This window comes from Amycolatopsis sp. NPDC051758 (assembly GCF_044453095.1).
Taxonomy (GTDB): Bacteria; Actinomycetota; Actinomycetes; order Mycobacteriales; family Pseudonocardiaceae; genus Amycolatopsis.
In genome coordinates this window covers 435,603-452,946 of record NZ_JBITCJ010000005.1, presented here as the reverse complement: position 1 = coordinate 452,946, position 17,344 = coordinate 435,603, and the positions used below count along the sequence as shown (strand labels likewise).

Here is a 17,344-nt window from a genome sequence, read left to right as displayed (position 1 = left end):
GTCCTACGGGCCACTGTCGCTCGCGGTTCTACGCTCCTAGCGTCGGTGCCGTGACCGACATCCTCGCGCTGCCGACCGGGCCGCTGGCCGACAAGATCCTCTCCACGGTGCACAGCACGGAGAGCCCGTCCGTGGCCCACCACAGCATCCGGAGCTTCCTGTTCGCCCGGCAGCTCGCCGAGCACGAGGGCTGCCTGGACGACCCCGCCTACAACGCCGAACTCCTCTTCGCCGCCACGGTCCTGCACGACCTCGGCGTCGGCACGCTGGCCCCGGGCCGCACGCGCTTCGAGGTCGAAGGCGCCGACCTCGCCGCCGAACTGCTGACCGGCCACGGCGTCGCAGCAGCCGACGTCGACCGGGTCTGGGAGGCGATCGCGCTGCACACCTCACCCGGCATCGCCGAACGCCGCGGGCTGCTGGCCTACCTGACCCGCGAAGGCGTGGGAATCGACTTCGGCCGCAACGCCCACGTCGTCGCCGGCTCCCACGAGGACATCCACGCCGCCTACCCGCGGCTCTCGATGGTCAGCACCCTGGTCGACGCCATCGTCGAGCACGCCGCCCGCGCCGAAGCGGCCGCACCGCGGTATTCGATCGCGGGTGAGCTCCTGCGCGAACGCCGGGCGGCCGGCGTCACCGAGCTGGAACGCGCCGGCTCACCCTGGGAGGGCTGAACCCGGGTTCGGTAGCGCCCGGCCGCCCGCAGGCTGGGTGCTACCGAACGGAGGTGGACGTGGTGAACACAGTGGATCCGGCCCGGGCCCGGCACGAGCGCCTCGAACGGTGGCGCGGGCACCCGTGGCTGCTCGCGGGCGCGGTGGTGGCCTCGGTCGCGACGGTCCTTTTGGGCGGCCTGGCCGGCCTGGGGTTCGGCGGGTTCCTGGAGCAGTTCCGGACCATGGCGGTCGACAGCGTCTTCGACGACCGCGGTGACGGGGAGCCGCCGTACATCGTTGTCGGGGGCACCTTCGGCGTCTTCGGCTGCATCCTCGCGGCCACCCTCGCCGGCGCCGCGGTGCGCCGCTACCAGGGCCGCTCGTCCGGACCGGCGTTCCCCGCCGTCCTGGCGCTCGCGGGAAGCACGGTCGGCACGGGGGTTTCGGCCCGCGACTGGCTCCCGCCCCTCGCCGTCGGAACGGCGGTCGACCCGGTGTTCCACCACGACGAGCCGTGGGGCTTCTGGGCGTGGACGTTCTACTACGCCGACTGGTGGGGCCCCGCACTGCTGCTCGGGCTGACCCTCCTGGCGCTGGCGTACGCGGTGGCGGCCACCCGCCGGAACGCCGAGCTGGCCCGGACCCTCGAGCGGCTGCTGACGCAGGGCTACCGGATCCCGGCCGACGTCGTCGACGTCAAGCTCCACCTCGGGGGTGACGAGTCGGGTACCCGAGTGGTCGCCTCCACGGTGACGGTGACCTACCCGGATGCGGCAGGCGTCCGGCGCTGGGCGACCCGCCGCAGCCGGGAGACGAAGCTGACGATCGGCCCCGGCGGCGCGGAAGTCCTCTTCGACCCGGCCCGTCCCGCGGAGGAGAAGTCGGTCTTCGTCGCCCTGCGGCGCCATCCGGTCCGCGCCGACTGGCTGCCCGCCCGGCGCGACTGAGAATCTTTCGAGCGCCCTGTCGGAATGGCGCCGGCGCGTTCGTCGAGTCAGTGCAAGGCCCCCGGATGACGAGGAGTGCACACCATGGCCGAGGAGAACGTGAGCGCCACCCTGATCGTCGCGGCGCCCGTCACCAGGGTTTTCGCGGTGCTGGCCGACCCGGCGACGCACGCCGCGATCGACGGGACCGGCTGGGTCCAGGAAGCCGCCGACCGGGCGCCGCTGGCCGAGGTCGGGCAGCTCTTCCGGATGGACATGCACCACGGTGCTCACCCGGACGGCGACTACCAGGTGGTCAACAAGGTGCAGGTGCTCGACGCGCCGCGGGCCATCTGTTGGCTCACCGGGTACCGCAAGGACAACGGCGAGCTGGAGTTCGGCGGCTGGACCTGGCGGTACGACCTCACGCCGCGCGGTCCGGCCGAGACCGAGGTCAAGCACACCTACGACTGGTCGGCGGTGCCGCAGTTCGTCCGCGACCGCGGCATTCAGTTCCCGCCGTTCGGCCCCGAGCACCTCCCGAATTCGCTGCGGCACCTGGCCGAGCTCGCCGCGGCACCGTCCCCGCAGCACGCCTGAGCCCACTCATTACCCGCCAGTAACATATCGTCGGCATATCCGAATCCGCATACGCACCGGCAACACCGCACCGCCTTGACTGGCGGCATGCCCCCCAGCGAACCGGCACGGACCGCGGTCCGCCGGACCCGAGCACCCTGGTCCGGTCCGGCGGACCCGGCCACGGGAATCACGGTGTACGGCTGCACGCCGGACGAAGCCGCCCTGTTCCGGGAGACGGCGCCGCGGTTCGGCGTGGTGCCGACCCTCACCGAGGCACCGGTGTCCGAAGCCACCATCGCGCTGGCAGCCGGAAACCGCTGCCTCAGCGTCGGTCACAAGAACCCCATCACGAACTCCACTCTCCTTGCGCTCAGCCGAGCGGGCGTCGTGTACATCTCCACCAGGAGCATCGGGTACGACCACATCGATGTGACGTACGCGGAAAGCGTCGGCATCTCGGTCGAAAACGTCGCTTATTCGCCCGACGGCGTCGCCGACTACACCCTGATGCTGATCCTGATGGCGGTGCGCCACGCCAAGTCCGTCATCAGGCGCGCCGACGTCCACGACTACCGGTTGAACGCGGTCCGCGGGAAGGAACTGCGCGATCTGACCGTCGGAGTGGTCGGCACCGGACGCATCGGCTCCGCGGTCATGGACCGGCTGCGCGGTTTCGGCTGCCGCATCCTGGCCCACGACAACCGCCCCAAGCCCTTTGTGGACTACGTCCCGCTCGACGAACTGCTGGGACAGAGCGACATCGTGACGCTCCACACGCCACTCACCGCGGACACGCACCACCTCCTCGACCGCCGGCGCATCACGCGGATGAAGCCCGGCGCGTTCATCGTCAACACCGGGCGCGGCTCCCTGCTGGACACCGAGGCGCTCATTTCGGCGCTGGAAAGCGGCAGCCTGGGTGGCGCGGCGCTGGACGTCGTCGAAGGGGAAGAAGGAATATTCTACGCCGACCACCGGGACAAACCGCTTGAAAACAAACAGTTGCTGCGGCTGCAAGCGCTGCCGAACGTGCTCATCAGCCCGCACACCGCCTACCACACGGACCGCGCCCTGAGCGACACCGTCGAAAACTCCATCGTCAACTGCCGGAAATTCGCGAGCGGAAAGCAGCACTGGATATGAAGATCGGCCTCATCTTCGGCGGCACCTCCGAAGAACACCCCGTGTCCGTCAAGTCCGCCCAGGAGGTCGCGAAGCACCTCGACCCCGAGAAGTACGAACCGTTCTGGATCGGGATCACGAAGTCCGGCGACTGGAAGCTGTGTGACAACCCGGACGACGACTGGGAAAGCGGCAACTGCCGACCGACCGTGCTGTCCCCGGACCGGAGCGTCCACGGGCTGCTGGTCCTGGAAGAGGGCGGCTACAAAACGATCAGCCTGGACGTCGTGCTCCCCGTCCTGCACGGCAAGCTCGGCGAGGACGGCGCGATGCAGGGGTTGCTCGAGCTCTCCGGCATTCCCTACGCAGGCTGCGACATCTCCAGTTCCGCACTGTGCATGGACAAGTCCCTGACTTACGTCGTCGCCGGCAGCGCAGGCATCACCACGCCGAACTTCTGGACTCTCACAGCGAACGAAGATCCTGATCCCGGCCAATTCACCTACCCCGTCTTCGTCAAGCCTGCCCGGTCGGGGTCGTCGTTCGGCGTCAGCAAGGTGTCCCGCGCGGAAGAACTGCCGAGCGCGGTGGCGACCGCGAGGCAGTACGACTCGAAGGTGCTGATCGAGGAGGCCGTCGCCGGCAGCGAGGTCGGCTGCGCCATCCTGGGCACCAACCAGGACCTGATCGCCGGCGAGCTGGACCAGATTTCGCTGTCCCACGGCTTTTTCCGGATCCACCAGGAGAGCGAGCCGGAAAGCGGCTCCGAAAACTCGACGATCACGGTGCCCGCCCGCGTTTCGGCGGAGACCCGCGAGCTCGTCCAGGAAACGGCGAAGGCCATCTACCGCGCCCTGGGCTGCCGGGGACTGTCCCGTGTGGACATGTTCCTGAAGGACGACGGCACCGTGGTCCTCAACGAGGTCAACACATTGCCCGGCCTGACCTCCTACAGCCGGTACCCGGCGATGATGGCCGCCGCCGGGCTGCCGCTCGCCGAGGTGATCGACCGGATCGTGGCGCTGGCCGTGCCGGAGAAGGCCCGATGAAGGACGACTTCGTCTTCCTGGACGAGTTCGCCCCCGGCATACGCTGGGACGCCAAGTACGCCACCTGGGACAACTTCACCGGCAAGCCCGTGGACGGTTACGTCGTGAACCGCATCGTCGGCACGAGGGCGTTGTGCGCGGCCCTGGAGAACGCGCAGGAGAAGGCCGCTTCCCTGGGCTTCGGCCTGCTGATCTGGGACGGTTATCGCCCACAGCGCGCCGTGGACTGCTTCCTGCGCTGGTCGGCGCAGCCAGAGGACGGCCGGACGAAGCCGCGGCACTACCCGAACATCACCAAGGCCGACATGTTCGCAAGGGGTTACGTGGCCACCAGATCGGGCCACAGCCGGGGCAGCACCGTAGATCTGACGCTCTACCACCTGGCCACCGGCGAGCTCGCCCCGATGGGCGGCGACCACGACCTGATGGATCCGATCTCCCACCACGGCGCCCCGGGGATCACCCCGGTCGAAGCGAGGAACCGGCAGCACCTTCGTTCCGTCATGGAGGACTGCGGCTTCCGCGCGTACAACTTCGAATGGTGGCACTACACGCTGAAGGACGAGCCGCACCCGGATGACTACTTCGACTTTCCCATCGTCGGAAGGGCCTGACCCACGAACGCCGCGCATAGTGGTCGCCGGCGGCCATTCGGCCGGGCACATCGAGCCCACGATGAACTTCGCCGACGCACTGCGCCGGGTGGTGCCGACGGCGGAGATCAACGCCCTCCGCCTGGACACCACGCTCGTCCCGCCCGCGGTTACCCTCTCGAGCTCATCCCGCCGGTGCCCCTGCCACGTGAGCTGAACCGGGCCCTGTTGCGGCCACCCGGCCGGCTGCGCGAGTCGGTGCCGGCGGCCGGGGCGGTGCTCGACCGCGTGCGAGCCGAGGTCGTGGTGGGCTTCGGCGGTTACACGGCCGGGCCCGCCCACCTCGCCGCCCGCCGGCGCGGCCTGCCGATCCTCGTCCATAAGGCGAACGCCCGTTTCGGCATGGCCAACCGGCTCGCGGCCCGGCTGACGACGCACAGCGATCACCGGACTCGACCGCCACGCGCTGCGCAACACCGCCCGGCAGCGGTTCGGCCTGCACCCCGACGGCCGGGTGCTGATGGTCACCGGCGGTTCACAGCGGCGCCCGGACGATCAACACCGCAGTGTCCGGCGCGGCCCCGGCACTGCGAGCGGCCGGCGTCCAGGTGCTGCACATCACCGGGCCGCGCTTTGCCGCTCGGGCGCAATGACGTGCGCCGAACCGGTCGTCGCAGCCAGCGGCGCTTTGCTCGTCGACGACGCCGCCCTCGACCCGGCCTGGGTCGAGACCAAGCTGATCCCGCTGCTCACGGATCCCACGTGCCTCGCGGCGATGTCGGCCCACTCGTCCGCGGCCGACGCTGACATCGTCTTGGCCCGGCACGTGCTCACCACAATCGCCGAGCGACGTGTCCTGTGGCACTCAAGCCGCTGCCCCCTGGAAATTACGCATGTGGTCGAACGGTGTTTCAACCGGCTCAACGGCTCGCGACGTGGGTGTAGGCCCGTAGCCGGTTGGCTGCGGGCCTTTCCCGTGTTCGGTTGTTCACGCCGCGAACGGCAAGGGTTGGTGAAGGTTGTTGCGCCGAGGTTTTCGGCGCTTGTCCAGAAACACCGGCGGCAGGAACTCCGGTAGGCCGTCAGCGGCGATGCGGACTTCCCAGCCGGAGCGATGCAGCAGCCGGTGGTGATGGGCGCACATCAGGACCAGATTGCCCAGGTCGGTGGGGCCGCCATCAGCCCAGTGGCGAATGTGGTGACCCTGACAGTGCCGGGGTGGGCGGTGGCAGCCGGGGAAGGCACGGCCGCGGTCGCGTAGATAGAGGGCGCGGCGAAGGCTGGTCGGGACCGAGCGGCGTGAGCGGCCGAGATCAAGCAGTTCGCTCTTGTTGCCTAACACCGCGGGGAGGAGTTTGCAGTCGCAGGCGTGGATCCGGGCCTCGGCCGCCGAGATGCGGCCGGTGTCGCCGAGAGTGGCCCGGCCGACGCCAGACTTCAAGTCCTCCAGTGAGATCGCGACCATGACGTGGGCTCGTTCACCGGCCTGCGTCGGCAGGTCCGGGGTGTTCAAGGCCAGGTCGATGGCGTCGGAGAAGGCGTCGCCGTAGCGTTCCTGCGGGGAGCGGAAGTCGGGACCGTCGTCGGCGGTGCGGCGTTGGGCGAGCGCATCGAGGAGGGCGCTGGCGCGGGTGCCGGTCTCGTCGTCGAAGCGACCGTTGAGCTCCCACACCCCGGATCTCTTCCGGCGCAGGGAAAGCTCTCGGGTGGGCACAGACGGTTCGGTCTCAACCGGCTCGGCACCGTCGGGATCGAGGTGCGCCACGATCCGTGCCCCCAAGGCGGCGACCTGCTTGTGCCCAGCCTCGGCGGCGAAGGACAGCAGATCGTGTTCGGCGTTGTCGCGGTGTTCGGGTGGAATCTGGGTCAGGACTTCGACAATGGTGTCGACCATCGGGGTGCTCAACCGGCCATCCAGGGCGGCGACGCCGGTGGCGGGAGCAACAGCGGGCACGGGACTGCCATCGAGAGCGCGCCCGGGATTGACCGCCCGCGCCCGTTTCACCACGCGTTCGGCGGCCGCCTTGGGAACGTCAGCCAGGTGCTCGAACAATCGCGCAACAGACCGATACCCGAACAACTCCATAACCCCGCGAGACTCGATTTCCACCAGCAGCGAACCGATCTCGGCCTCGGCAGACCGCACGACAGTGAGCAGCGCGGAGACACGGTCGGCCAAGGCCACCGCATCTGCTTGCCACACCGTTTCGCTGTCCACACACCAAGATTACCGATGATCGAACGAGTGTTCATCACTCGATCAGGTGGAAGCGGCGGCCCGGCAGGGACACCGTTGCGTGGGGAATCGGCGCTCCCGCACCGAGCAGCAAGCAACCACAGCAAGCGCCGATTTCCTACGCCCCGGCGAAGCCGTATCTTTAAAACCCGGGAGTAGCAGGCAACTGCACAGTAACGCGAAGCCCCCCACCGTCCCGAGGCGTCAGAATGAGCGTCCCACCATGAGCCCGGGTAATGCTTTCGACAATGGCCAGACCAAGCCCAGCACCCGCATGATCGGTATGAGTACGGCCAGTACCACGTTGAAACGGCTCCGCGAGCGTGGCCGCCACCCGCGGAGTGACCTTGTGCCCGGTGTTCTCAACCGTCAGCGCCACCGTCATCGAGCGAACGCTGGTAGTGACCCACACGGTGCCCTCCTCGGCCAGATTGTGGACGATCGCGTTGTGCACCAGGTTCGTCGTCATCTGCAGCAGGAGCGCGTGGGAGCCGTGGGTGGTAGCCAGGTCACCGGAGGTCTCAAGGGTGACCCCCCGTTTTTCCGCGAGCGGGAGGAGCGTTTCGGTCGCTTCCTCCGCGGCCAGCGACAGGTCGACGGGCTCCCGGGTGAAGGACCGTTGGTTAGCACGGCTGAGCAGGAGCAGGGCTTCGGTGAGGTCGATCGCCCGGGTGTTGACCAGCTGGAGGCGCTCGACGAGCTCGCCGATGTCGCGGTTGCGGTCGGTGCGGGCCACGTCGAGCAGGGTCTGCGTGATCGCCAGCGGGGTGCGCAGCTCGTGGGACGCGTTGGCGGCGAACCGCTGCTGTTCGGCGTCGTGCGCCTCGAGCCGCGCGAGCATGGCGTCGAAGGCGTCGGCGAGCTCGCGGAATTCGTCCTGACGGCCTTCGAGCTGGATCCGGTGGGAGCGTGAGCCGTTGGCGGTCAGGCGGGTGGCGTTGGTGATGCGGGTCAGCGGCGCGAGCATGCTGCCGGCGAGGAACCAGCCGCCCACCAGGCTGAACACCAGGAGGACCGCCAGCATCGCGATCGCCTTCGGGGCGAAGGCCCGCAGCAGGTCCGAGCGGTCGGGGACGATCATGGCGCCCGGCCCTCCGCGTGGCCCGGGCGGCCCGTCGGCGATCGTCTCGGGCACGTAGCGCAGCAGGAACACCCACACGACCGCGAGCAGCAGGATGCCCGCGACCATGAGGAGCCCGGCATAACTGAGGGTGAGCTTGAGGCGGACGCTCATCCCGGGTTCCCGGTCCACGACGCCCGCCGTCATGTGCCGGGCGCCGTGTTGATGCGGTAGCCGACACCGGCGGTGGTGGTGATGATCCAGGGTTCACCCAGCCGTTTGCGCAGCGCCGAGACGGTGATGCGCACGGCGTTGGTGAAGGGGTCGGCGTTCTCGTCCCACGCCCGCTCCAGGAGATCTTCGGCGCTGACCACACCACCTTCGGCGGCGACGAGCACTTCGAGCACGGCGAACTGCTTCCGCGTCAGCGCGACGTAACGGCCGTCGCGGTAGACCTCGCGGCGGAACGGATCCAGCCGCAGCCCCGCGATCTCCCGAACCGGCGGCCTGCTGTGGGCGCGCCGGCGGTCGAGGGCCCGGAGGCGGAGCACCAGTTCCCGGAGGGCGAACGGCTTCGTGAGGTAGTCGTCGGCGCCGAGCTCGAACCCGGACGCCTTGTCGTCGAGCCGGTCGGCCGCGGTGAGCATCAGGATCGGCATCCCGCTGCCGGACGCGACGATGCTTTCGGCGACCTCGTCCCCGGAGGGCCCGGGGATGTCGCGGTCGAGGACCGCGATGTCGTAGGCGTTGATGCTCAGCAGCTCCAACGCGGTGTCGCCGTCGCCGGCGATGTCGGCCGCGATGGCTTCCAGGCGCAGCCCGTCGCGGATGGCTTCGGCCATGTAGGGCTCGTCCTCGACGACCAGCACACGCATGCCCCCGACGCTACGAGCCCGCGCATATCGTCGCCATATCAAAAACCTCATACGAGCCGGCAACACGGCGCCGCCTTGGCTGGCGGCATGCCCTCCAGCGAATCGGCCGTCCGGCGCGCCCTCGGCAAGGCACACGGCGCCGTCCCTGCCCCCGTCCCGGTCTTCGACGACAAGACGCCCGCCGTGGCCAACCTCGATCCCGCGCTCCTTGGCGCCCTGCGCCGAGCCGCGGCGGACGCCACGCACGACGGCGTCGAGATCTTCGTCAACGGCGGGTGGCGGTCCCCGGAGTACCAGGACCAGCTGCTCCGCGAGGCCGTCTCGAAGTACGGCTCGAAAGCGGAAGCCGCCCGCTGGGTGACCACCGCGGACAGGTCCGCGCACGTGTCGGGCGACGCGGTGGACATCTGGCCTCCCGCGGCCCGGGCGTGGCTGTCCGAGCACGGCGCCGGGTACGGGCTGTGCCAGATCTACCGCAACGAGCCCTGGCACTACGAACTGCGTCCCGACGCCGTCGAACACGGCTGCCCGCCCATGTACGCCGACCCTTCGCACGATCCGAGGATGCGGCGGTGACCAGGCACGTTCCGCATCGATCACTGCAAAACAGGTAGACTGCGCAGGTGAAGACCGAACGGCGCCGCCCCACCGGCCGGCCGCGGGGATTCGACGCGGACGAAGCGCTCGAGCGTGCCCTGCTGGTGTTCTGGGAGCAGGGTTACGAGGGGGCCAGCCTGGCCACCCTGACCGGCGCGATGGGCATCTCCACCACCAGCATGTACGCGACGTTCGGCAACAAGGAAGAGCTGTTCCGCAAGGCTCTGGAGCGCTACACCGAGGGCCCGAGCGCGTACCTGGCCCAAGCCCTGGAAGAGCCCACCGCGCTCGACGTCGCCACCGCGATCCTGGCCGGCACCGTCCGGACCACCACCCGCCCGACCGGCCCGAACGGGTGCCTGGGCGTCCAGGGCGCCCTGGCCACCGGCGACCCCGGCGCCGAAGCCCGCAAACTGCTCGTCGCTTGGCGCGACAACGGCTACGCCGACGTCCGGGACCGCTTCGCGCGCGCCGTCGACGACGGTGACCTGCCCCCGGAGACCGACCCGGCGCTCCTCGCCCGTTACCTCACCGCCCTGGCCTACGGCATCGCCGTGCAAGCCGCCTCCGGCGTCGGCCGCGACGAACTCCAGGAAATGGCCGACGCCGCCCTGCGCGCCTGGCCGCCCGCCTGAGAGCCGCCTTTCCGCATCGATCGATGCAAAACGTGCTACGGTCGAGTTCTGCAGTGATCGATGCGGAAAGGAGCGGGTGATGTCCGGCAGTGATCTGCGCGAGTTCTACCTGCGTTACCTCGGGGAGCTCAACGCCCACGAGTTCGATCGGATGGCCGAGTTCATCAACGACCGCACCACGCTGAACGGCGAGCCGGCCACCCGCGACGACCTCATCACCGTCCAGAAGGCCGACGTGGCCGCGGTTCCGGACCTCCACTGGGAGCTCGAAGAGCTGCTCTTCGACGGTGACCGGCTGGCGGCCCGCCTGGTCAACACCGGCACGCCGGTGCGGGAGTGGCTCGGTGTCGCCCCCACCGGCGCGTCGTTCGAGATCACCGAATACGCCATCTACCAGGTCCACAACGGACGGTTCGTGCACATGACCGCCCTGCACGACGCCGGTGAACTGCGCCGGCAGCTGACTTCGGGAGGAAACCCATGACCGTCACCCTGATCACCGGAGCCAACAAGGGCATCGGGTTCGAGACCGCAAAACAGCTCCTGGCGCAGGGCCACACCGTCTACGTCGGCGCGCGTGACGCCGAGCGAGGCGAGAAGGCCGCCGCGGAGCTCGGTGCGCGGTTCGTGCAGCTCGACGTGACCGACGACGCCTCGGTGAGCGAAGCCCTGGCCACGATCGGCGCGGCCGAAGGCAAGCTCGACGTGCTGGTGCACAACGCGGGCGTCCTCGGGAGTGAAGCCCTCGACGGCCCGACGGCCCTTCGCGTCTTCGACACCAACGCGGTGGGGATCGTGCGCGTCACGGAAGCCGCACTTCCCTTGCTTCACAAGTCTTCCAACCCGACCGTGGTCACCGTTTCCAGCAGCGCCGGCTCGTTCTGGGCGGTGAACAACCCCGACCGGCCGGAGTTCCGGCTGCCGCTCGCGCTCTACTCCGCGTCCAAGGCCGCCGCCACCATGCTGACCGTCCAGTACGCCAAGACCCAGCCGGGCATCAAGTTCAACGCGGTCGAGCCCGGCACCACCGCCACCGACATGACCGCGGCCTTCGGGATCGGGCGCTCCCCGGCCGAGAGCGCCCGGACCGTCGTGCGCCTGGCCACCCTCGACGCCGACGGTCCGACCGGAACCTTCCGCGACGAAACCGGGGAGCTGCCCTGGTGAGCACTCAGGCGGGAAACCGGACGCCAAGATCGCCCAGCGCCGCGGCGATCAACTGATCGTCGGCTTCGTCGGCGGCCCACCAGACGTGCCCGTCCGGGCGCACGAGCACGGCGGCCGCGGTTGTCCCCGGCAGCGACCTCGTGACGACGTCGATCCCCCGCTCCGCAGCGGCGGCCGTGGTGGCCGGGATCGAGGCCGCCGGGGCGACCAGGAGAACGGGCCGTGCGTCGCGCAGCAGCTCCAGCTGCGCCGACACCCTCGTGCCGGCCAGCGGATGGCCTCCCACCGGGTAACTGACGTCCAGCGCGGAAAGCTTGCGGGCGAGGGAAAGCGAGAGCTCGGGCACGTCGCCGATCAGCCGGCTCAGCACCGCCCGCAGCGCCATCCCGTCGGGGGCGGTCGCGGTGATGAGCGCCGACTGGCCCAGCGTGTGCTCGACGAGCTGCTCGCCGACCGGGTGGCGTTCGTCGTGGTAACCGTCGAGCAGCGCCGGGTCCGCGTCACCCCGGGCGACCGCCGCCAGACGCCAGCCGAGGTTCATCGCGTCCTGGACACCGACGTTGAGGCCGACACCGCCGGCCGGGAGGTGCCGGTGGGCCGCGTCACCGGCGAGCAGGACCCGGCCGCGGCGGTAGTTTTCCGCGAGCTTCGCGGCGTCACCGAAGCGGGTTAGCCAGCTGGGATCGTGCATCCCGAAGTCGCTCCCGGCGACACGGATCGTGGCTTCCCGCAGGCCTTCCAGGGTGAGCGGGCCGGGCTGATGGGCAGTTTGCTTGTCCACTCCGGCGAACCGGTACCGGCCGTCGCGCAGCGGCACCGACAGCATGGCGCCGTGCTCGTTGTGGGCGCCGCGCACCGGCTCCGAGGTCACCCGCGCCTCGCCGAGGTAGCTGTAGAACGTCGTTTCAGTGCCGGAAAACGGGATCCCGGCCGCCGTGCGCACCACGCTGCCGACACCGTCGGCTCCGACGACGTAGCGCGCGACGCGGGTGTAGGGACCGTCCGGTCCGGACACCTGCAGCCGGACGCCGTCCTCGTCCTGCGTCAGGTCGGTGACGGTGTGGCCGCGGAGAATCCGGACCCCCGCCTTGAGGGCGTGTTCTTCGATCAGCTCTTCCGTGCGCTTCTGCGGGATGGCCAGCATGAACGGGTAGGGCGTGTCGAGCACACCAAGGTCGATCGGGGTCTCCAGCATGCCGAAGTGCCACCTCGGCATCGGGACGCCTTCGGCGAGGAACTGCTGCTCCAGCCCGCGCATCGCCAGCACCTCGAGGGTGCGCGGGTGGACACCCAGCGCCTTGGAGTGCGGGCTGCGTTCGGCCGCCCGCTCCAGCACCACCACCTGGACGCCGCCCAGGGCCAGCTCCGCCGCCGTCCACAGCCCCACCGGACCGGCGCCGACGACCACCACAGGTTCATTTGAGTGCGCTTCGACTACATTCATAGTAATGACCATACTCTCAATGTAGAGAGGTACCATCGAGGCATGGCTGCACGTGACTACCGGTCGACGGTGCGGGAGAGGCACGCCCAGGACACCCGCCGGACCATCCTCGACGCGGCCGCCGCGCTGTTCGCCGAGCGCGGTTACGCCCGGACGAGCGTCGCCGCCGTCGCCGAGGCCGCCGGCGTCGCGGTGAACACCGTCTACACCAGCGTGGGCGGGAAACCCGCCCTGGTCACCGCCTTGACCGAAGACGGCGCCCAGGACGAGCTGGCCGTGGAAGCGGCCCTAGCGGTCCCCGAGCTCACCGACGCCCGTGAAGTCCTGCGGCTGGTGGCCGAGCGCACGGGCGCGGTCCAGCACCGCCGGCAGCGGATCATCTCGATCGTGATGGACAACCGCACCGCCGACCAGGACGTCGCCGCCGCGGCCGAGCTGGCGATCAGCGCCACCCGGGCCCGCCTCGACATCGCCGCGAAGCGACTCGTCGAACTCGGCGGCCTGCGCGCCGGGCTGGAGCACGCCCGGGTGGCCCAGATCCTGTGGTTCTACTTCGGGTTCGAGTCCTGGCGCACCATGTGGAGCTTCGGGTGGCCCCTGGCGGAAGCGGCGTCCTGGCTGGCCGGGCAAGCGGAATCGGCGCTGCTTCAGCCCACCACCAGCAGGCCGCGGACCTGACCGCGTTCGCTGGTGCGGTGGGCTTCGGCGATCTCGGCCGGCGGGAAAGTCCGGTCGATCGGCCGCCAGAATCGCCTGGCCTCGATCAGCGCGCCCACCTCGGCGAGGGCGTGGAACCTGTGCCCGTCGGCAAATCCGTTGCTGAAGTGCACCCCGTGCTTCTCCGCGCCCTCGAAGTTGGACGCGCCCTTATCAACGGCAACTCAAGCGACCGACGGTAGATCGAGCCGTCGCAATGAGTACGGTGGGCGACCGTGACCACGGGAGAACCCCACGCGGACGAGCGCGGCACGCTGGTTCCGGCACCACGCTGACCAGGCGGCAAAAAGATCTTCGGGAGCCGTGTCGATCCACCCGCCGCCCGTTCGACCAGGGGGTGCGAGAGCCGAGAGGCGGCCTCACCGGACAAGGAGAATGTCTTGCCGAAGTACATGCTGATCATGCGCGGCACCGACGAGTCGAACGCGGCCATGATGGCCAACATCGACGAAATGATGACCACCACCCGCCAGTTCATCGAGGACCTGTTCAAGGCCGGCGTCTACGTCGCGGCCGAAGGGCTCGACGATCCGGGCCTGGGTGTTGTGGTCGACTTCAGCGGTGAGACGCCGGTCGTCACGGACGGGCCGTACGGGGAGACCAAGGAGCTCTTCGGGGGCTTCTTCCTGGTCGACGTCGCCTCGAAGCAGGAGGCGGTCGAGTGGGCCAAGCGGGTCCCGGTGGCCCCCGGGGCCAAGATCGAGGTCCGCCGGGTGCCCGGGAGCGACGAGGTGCCCGAGGCCGGCAAGTGATCGCCGGCCTCGCGAGCGGGGGCCGGAGCTGATGGACGCAGCCGACGTCGAGGCGGTCTGGCGGATCGAGTCGGCGCGGATCGTCGCGACGCTGACCCGGTTCACCGGCGACTTCGGGCTGGCCGAGGACGCGGCCCAGGAGGCGGTGGCCGAGGCGCTGGTGGCGTGGCCGCTGGCTGCCCCGGCCAGCCCGGCCGGCTGGCTGATGGCCACCGCCCGGCGGCGGGCGATCGACACGATCCGCCGCCGGGCCGCCCTCCGGGACCGCTACGCCCTGCTGGCGGACGACGAAGAAGTCGCCGCCGAAGAGACCGACCCCGACCGGATCGACGACGACGTGCTGGCGCTGATGTTCATCAACTGCCACCCGGTGCTTTCCCCCGAGGCCCGGGTGGCGCTGACCCTGCGGGTGGTCGGCGGCCTGTCCAGCGAAGAGATCGCCCGGGCGTTCCTGGTGCCGGTGCCGACCGTGCAGGCCCGCATCACCCGGGGCAAGAAGACGATCGCGGCGGCCGGGGTGCCGTTCGAGCTGCCGCCGGCCGGCGAGCGCCGGGAGCGGCTGAGCGGTGTGCTCAGCGTCCTCTACGTGATCTTCACCGAGGGGTCGACGGCCACGTCGGGTGACCGGCTGCTGCGTCCCGACGTCGCGTACGAAGCGATCCGGCTGGCCCGCACCTTGGCCGCACTGCAGCCGGACGAGCCGGAGGTGCACGGCCTGCTCGCGTTGTGCGAGCTGACGGCCGCGCGCTTCCCGGCCCGGACCGCTCCCGACGGCTCGCCGGTCCTGCTCGAAGACCAGGACCGGTGCCGGTGGGACCTCTCGGCGATCCACTGCGGGCTGGCCGCGCTGGCCAAGGCGTCGGCCCGCGGCCTCGGCCCCTACGGTCTGCAGGCCGCGATCGCCGCCGCCCACGCGTCGGCGCCCTCGGTCGAGGCGACCGACTGGGACCGGATCGTGGTGCTCTACGAGGCACTCGGCCGCGTCGCGCCCTCACCGGTGGTCGAGCTCAACCGGGCGGTCGCCGTGGCCATGGCCTCGGGCCCGGAGCACGCCCTGGCCATCGTGGACGAGCTGGTCGCCTCGAACCGGCTCCCGGGTTCCCACCTGGTCCCGACCGTCCGCGGCGAACTGCTTTCCCGCCTCGGCCGTCGCCCGGAGGCCCGCGCCGAACTGGAGCTGGCGGCCCGGTTGTGCACCAACAACCGTGAACGCTCGGTGCTGCTGCGGAAGGCGGCCGCGCTGGACTGACTTGCTTCGTCTCGCGGGAACGCGGCAAGCGGTCCTCGGCCGCTGAGCCGATGCTGACCGGCTCAGCGGCCCTGCGGGTGCAGCTTCTTCGACCACAGCGACGCCCCGGTGGCATCACGCAGGTCCACCGTCAGGTCGCCGCTGCCGCCGTCGATGTTCAGCTCGCCGAAGTGCTGGAAACCGTCGATCGGAGCCGTGTTCGCCACCGGCGGGGCGTGCACGAACACCGCCTCCGGGCCGAACGTCGGGTCCAGCTGGTTCGGGCCGAACGCGCCCGCGTTCAGCGGCCCGGACACGAACTCCCAGAACGGGTCGAAGTCCTGGAAGGCCGCACGGTCCGGCGAATAGTGGTGCGCCGCGGTGTAGTGGACGTCCGCGGTCAGCCACACCACGTTGCGGACGCGGCGGCGCTGGATCTCGCGCAGCACCCACGCCAGCTCCGTCTCCCGCCCGCCCGGCGCGCCCGGCAGGTTGTTCGCCACCGCTTCGATCGCGGTGCCGTCCGGGACGACCAGGCCCAGCGGCATGTCCGCCTGGACGATCTTCCACGTCGCCGTGCTGCGGCCGAGCGCGTCGGCCAGCCAGCGGGCCTGCCGGTCACCCAGGATGTAGCCCGGCTTCGTCTGGTCCGCGGTGTTCGCGTTGCGGTAGGTCCGCATGTCCAGCACGAAGATCTCGGCGCGCGAGCCGTAGGAGAAACTGCGGTAGACACGGCCGTCGACGGCCTGGCGCGAGTCGATCGGGTGCCACTCGTGGAACGCCTGGTACGCCCGCGGCGCGAGCACGTCGACACGCTTCTCGGTGTAGGCCGGGTTGTCGAGGATCTTGCCCGGGTACCAGTTGTTCAAGACCTCGTGGTCGTCCCACTGGGCATAAACCGGCACCTGCGCGGCGAAGCGCTTGAAGTTGGCGTCGAGGCGGTTGTACGCGTGCTGGCCGCGGTATTCGTCGAGGGTCTCGGCGACCTTCGACTTCTCCGCCGTGACGACGTTGCGCCACGTCCGGCCGCCGGGCAGCGCGACCGTCTCGGTCAGCGGGCCGTCGGCGTACACCGTGTCGCCGCTGTGCAGGAAGATGTCGGGCCGGCGCGCGGCCATCGCGGAGAAGATCGTCATGCCGCCCAGCGCGGGGTTGATCCCCCAGTTCTGGCCGACGACGTCACCCGACCACAGGATCCGGGTGTCGCGGCGGCCCACCGGCGCGGTGGCGAACCGGCCGGTCAGCGGCTCGCTCGTCGCGCGCCCGTCGAGCGACTCCGCCGTGACGCGGTAGTGGTACTCGGTGCCGGGCGCGAGGCCGGCAACCCGGACCTGCCCGGTCCCACCGGTGGCGGGCCCGGCGAGCGGTCCCGGCACCCGCCGGGCGTGCCGGAAGGAGGGATCGCGCGCAACCTCGACAACCAGCCGCGACGGCCGGTCGGCGCGCGACCAGACGATCGCCGAGCCGGGCGTGACGTCGCCGGACTGGACGCCGTGGGTGAGCACCGGCCGGTCACGACGCACCAGCGGTGTCGCGGCGAAGGCCGTCGAAGGCAGCACGAGCGTGGCGGCGGCGCCGGTGAGACCGGCCTTGAGCAGCGAGCGGCGGGAGTGGTGGGTCGGTTCGGTCATGCGCGGTTTCTATCCCGCCCCGGCCAACGCCGGTTTGCGCGCGGATGAACGACGTCCCCGGGTTTCTCCGG

Annotated in this window: 19 protein-coding genes and 1 pseudogene; 14 read left to right on the top strand and 6 right to left on the bottom strand. The window is 70.2% G+C overall.

Features of this window, described 5'->3' with window-relative positions; genetic code table 11:
- The first annotated feature begins 50 nt into the window (after positions 1–50).
- The 7 genes and pseudogenes from ACIA5G_RS25630 to ACIA5G_RS25600 form a co-directional block, all read left to right on the top strand.
- The gene (locus ACIA5G_RS25630; protein ID WP_395927396.1) at positions 51–677 is read left to right on the top strand and encodes an HD domain-containing protein; all 627 of its coding nucleotides are present in this window, start codon (positions 51–53) and stop codon (positions 675–677) included.
- 62 nt (positions 678–739) lie between these two features.
- Positions 740–1,606 (top strand): hypothetical protein, encoded by an 867-nt coding sequence (locus ACIA5G_RS25625; protein WP_395927394.1) that lies wholly within the window; start codon positions 740–742, stop codon positions 1,604–1,606.
- Positions 1,607–1,690: 84 nt separating this feature from the next.
- Positions 1,691–2,185 carry a polyketide cyclase gene (locus ACIA5G_RS25620; RefSeq protein WP_395927392.1) on the top strand — a complete coding sequence of 165 codons (495 nt, stop codon included), beginning with the start codon at positions 1,691–1,693 and terminating at the stop codon, positions 2,183–2,185.
- A gap of 87 nt (positions 2,186–2,272) precedes the next feature.
- Positions 2,273–3,310, top strand: a complete 1,038-nt coding sequence (locus ACIA5G_RS25615) for a D-isomer specific 2-hydroxyacid dehydrogenase family protein (protein ID WP_395927390.1) — start codon at positions 2,273–2,275, stop codon at positions 3,308–3,310.
- A complete protein-coding gene (vanA, locus tag ACIA5G_RS25610; protein ID WP_395927388.1) occupies positions 3,307–4,338 on the top strand; it encodes a D-alanine--(R)-lactate ligase in 1,032 nt (343 codons plus the stop codon). The genes ACIA5G_RS25615 and vanA overlap by 4 nt, the downstream gene beginning before the upstream one ends.
- A complete protein-coding gene (gene vanX, locus ACIA5G_RS25605; protein ID WP_395927386.1) occupies positions 4,335–4,952 on the top strand; it encodes a D-Ala-D-Ala dipeptidase VanX in 618 nt (205 codons plus the stop codon). The genes vanA and vanX overlap by 4 nt, the downstream gene beginning before the upstream one ends.
- A pseudogene (locus tag ACIA5G_RS25600) lies at positions 4,915–5,784 on the top strand (UDP-N-acetylglucosamine--N-acetylmuramyl-(pentapeptide) pyrophosphoryl-undecaprenol N-acetylglucosamine transferase); the annotation flags it as partial. The gene vanX and the pseudogene ACIA5G_RS25600, both read left to right, overlap by 38 nt.
- Positions 5,785–5,919: 135 nt before the next feature.
- Here ACIA5G_RS25600 and ACIA5G_RS25595 read toward each other — a convergent pair.
- The 3 genes from ACIA5G_RS25595 to ACIA5G_RS25585 all read right to left on the bottom strand — a co-directional run bounded on the left by ACIA5G_RS25595 (position 5,920) and on the right by ACIA5G_RS25585 (position 9,102).
- Positions 5,920–7,149 carry a DUF222 domain-containing protein gene (locus tag ACIA5G_RS25595; protein ID WP_395927384.1) on the bottom strand — a complete coding sequence of 410 codons (1,230 nt, stop codon included), beginning with the start codon at positions 7,147–7,149 and terminating at the stop codon, positions 5,920–5,922.
- A gap of 160 nt (positions 7,150–7,309) precedes the next feature.
- Positions 7,310–8,401, bottom strand: coding sequence for a sensor histidine kinase (locus ACIA5G_RS25590; RefSeq protein WP_395927382.1), 1,092 nt, complete (start codon positions 8,399–8,401; stop codon positions 7,310–7,312).
- Between the two features lie 29 nt (positions 8,402–8,430).
- On the bottom strand, positions 8,431–9,102 hold the full coding sequence (locus tag ACIA5G_RS25585) for a response regulator transcription factor (RefSeq protein ID WP_395927380.1): 672 nt from the start codon (positions 9,100–9,102) through the stop codon (positions 8,431–8,433).
- Between the two features lie 87 nt (positions 9,103–9,189).
- Here ACIA5G_RS25585 and ACIA5G_RS25580 point away from each other — a divergent pair, with 87 nt between their 5' ends.
- The 4 genes from ACIA5G_RS25580 to ACIA5G_RS25565 all read left to right on the top strand — a co-directional run bounded on the left by ACIA5G_RS25580 (position 9,190) and on the right by ACIA5G_RS25565 (position 11,501).
- Entirely contained in the window at positions 9,190–9,678 is a 489-nt protein-coding gene (locus ACIA5G_RS25580; RefSeq protein ID WP_395927378.1) for a M15 family metallopeptidase, read from the top strand.
- A gap of 47 nt (positions 9,679–9,725) precedes the next feature.
- Positions 9,726–10,334 carry a TetR/AcrR family transcriptional regulator gene (locus ACIA5G_RS25575; RefSeq protein ID WP_395927376.1) on the top strand — a complete coding sequence of 203 codons (609 nt, stop codon included), beginning with the start codon at positions 9,726–9,728 and terminating at the stop codon, positions 10,332–10,334.
- A 79-nt stretch (positions 10,335–10,413) separates the two neighbouring features.
- Positions 10,414–10,818: an ester cyclase gene (locus ACIA5G_RS25570; protein ID WP_395927374.1), complete on the top strand. Its 405-nt coding sequence runs from the start codon at positions 10,414–10,416 to the stop codon at positions 10,816–10,818.
- A complete protein-coding gene (locus ACIA5G_RS25565) occupies positions 10,815–11,501 on the top strand; it encodes an SDR family NAD(P)-dependent oxidoreductase (RefSeq protein ID WP_395927372.1) in 687 nt (228 codons plus the stop codon). The genes ACIA5G_RS25570 and ACIA5G_RS25565 overlap by 4 nt, the downstream gene beginning before the upstream one ends.
- A gap of 4 nt (positions 11,502–11,505) precedes the next feature.
- On the opposite strand, the gene ACIA5G_RS25560 is transcribed toward ACIA5G_RS25565, so the two are convergent.
- On the bottom strand, positions 11,506–12,945 hold the full coding sequence (locus ACIA5G_RS25560; protein ID WP_395927370.1) for an FAD-dependent monooxygenase: 1,440 nt from the start codon (positions 12,943–12,945) through the stop codon (positions 11,506–11,508).
- Between the two features lie 42 nt (positions 12,946–12,987).
- Between ACIA5G_RS25560 and ACIA5G_RS25555 the strand changes: the two genes are divergently transcribed.
- Entirely contained in the window at positions 12,988–13,623 is a 636-nt protein-coding gene (locus tag ACIA5G_RS25555) for a TetR/AcrR family transcriptional regulator (protein ID WP_395927368.1), read from the top strand.
- On the opposite strand, the gene ACIA5G_RS25550 is transcribed toward ACIA5G_RS25555, so the two are convergent.
- Entirely contained in the window at positions 13,593–13,775 is a 183-nt protein-coding gene (locus ACIA5G_RS25550; protein ID WP_395927366.1) for a zinc-binding dehydrogenase, read from the bottom strand. The two genes, ACIA5G_RS25555 and ACIA5G_RS25550, sit on opposite strands and share 31 nt — an antisense overlap.
- 267 nt (positions 13,776–14,042) lie before the next feature.
- Here ACIA5G_RS25550 and ACIA5G_RS25545 point away from each other — a divergent pair, with 267 nt between their 5' ends.
- Positions 14,043–14,414, top strand: coding sequence for a YciI family protein (locus ACIA5G_RS25545; protein WP_395927364.1), 372 nt, complete (start codon positions 14,043–14,045; stop codon positions 14,412–14,414).
- A gap of 31 nt (positions 14,415–14,445) precedes the next feature.
- Positions 14,446–15,663 carry an RNA polymerase sigma factor gene (locus ACIA5G_RS25540; protein WP_395927362.1) on the top strand — a complete coding sequence of 406 codons (1,218 nt, stop codon included), beginning with the start codon at positions 14,446–14,448 and terminating at the stop codon, positions 15,661–15,663.
- 62 nt (positions 15,664–15,725) lie between these two features.
- Here ACIA5G_RS25540 and ACIA5G_RS25535 read toward each other — a convergent pair whose 3' ends face one another.
- Positions 15,726–17,273, bottom strand: a complete 1,548-nt coding sequence (locus ACIA5G_RS25535; protein ID WP_395927360.1) for an alkaline phosphatase D family protein — start codon at positions 17,271–17,273, stop codon at positions 15,726–15,728.
- Positions 17,274–17,344: the final 71 nt, after the last annotated feature.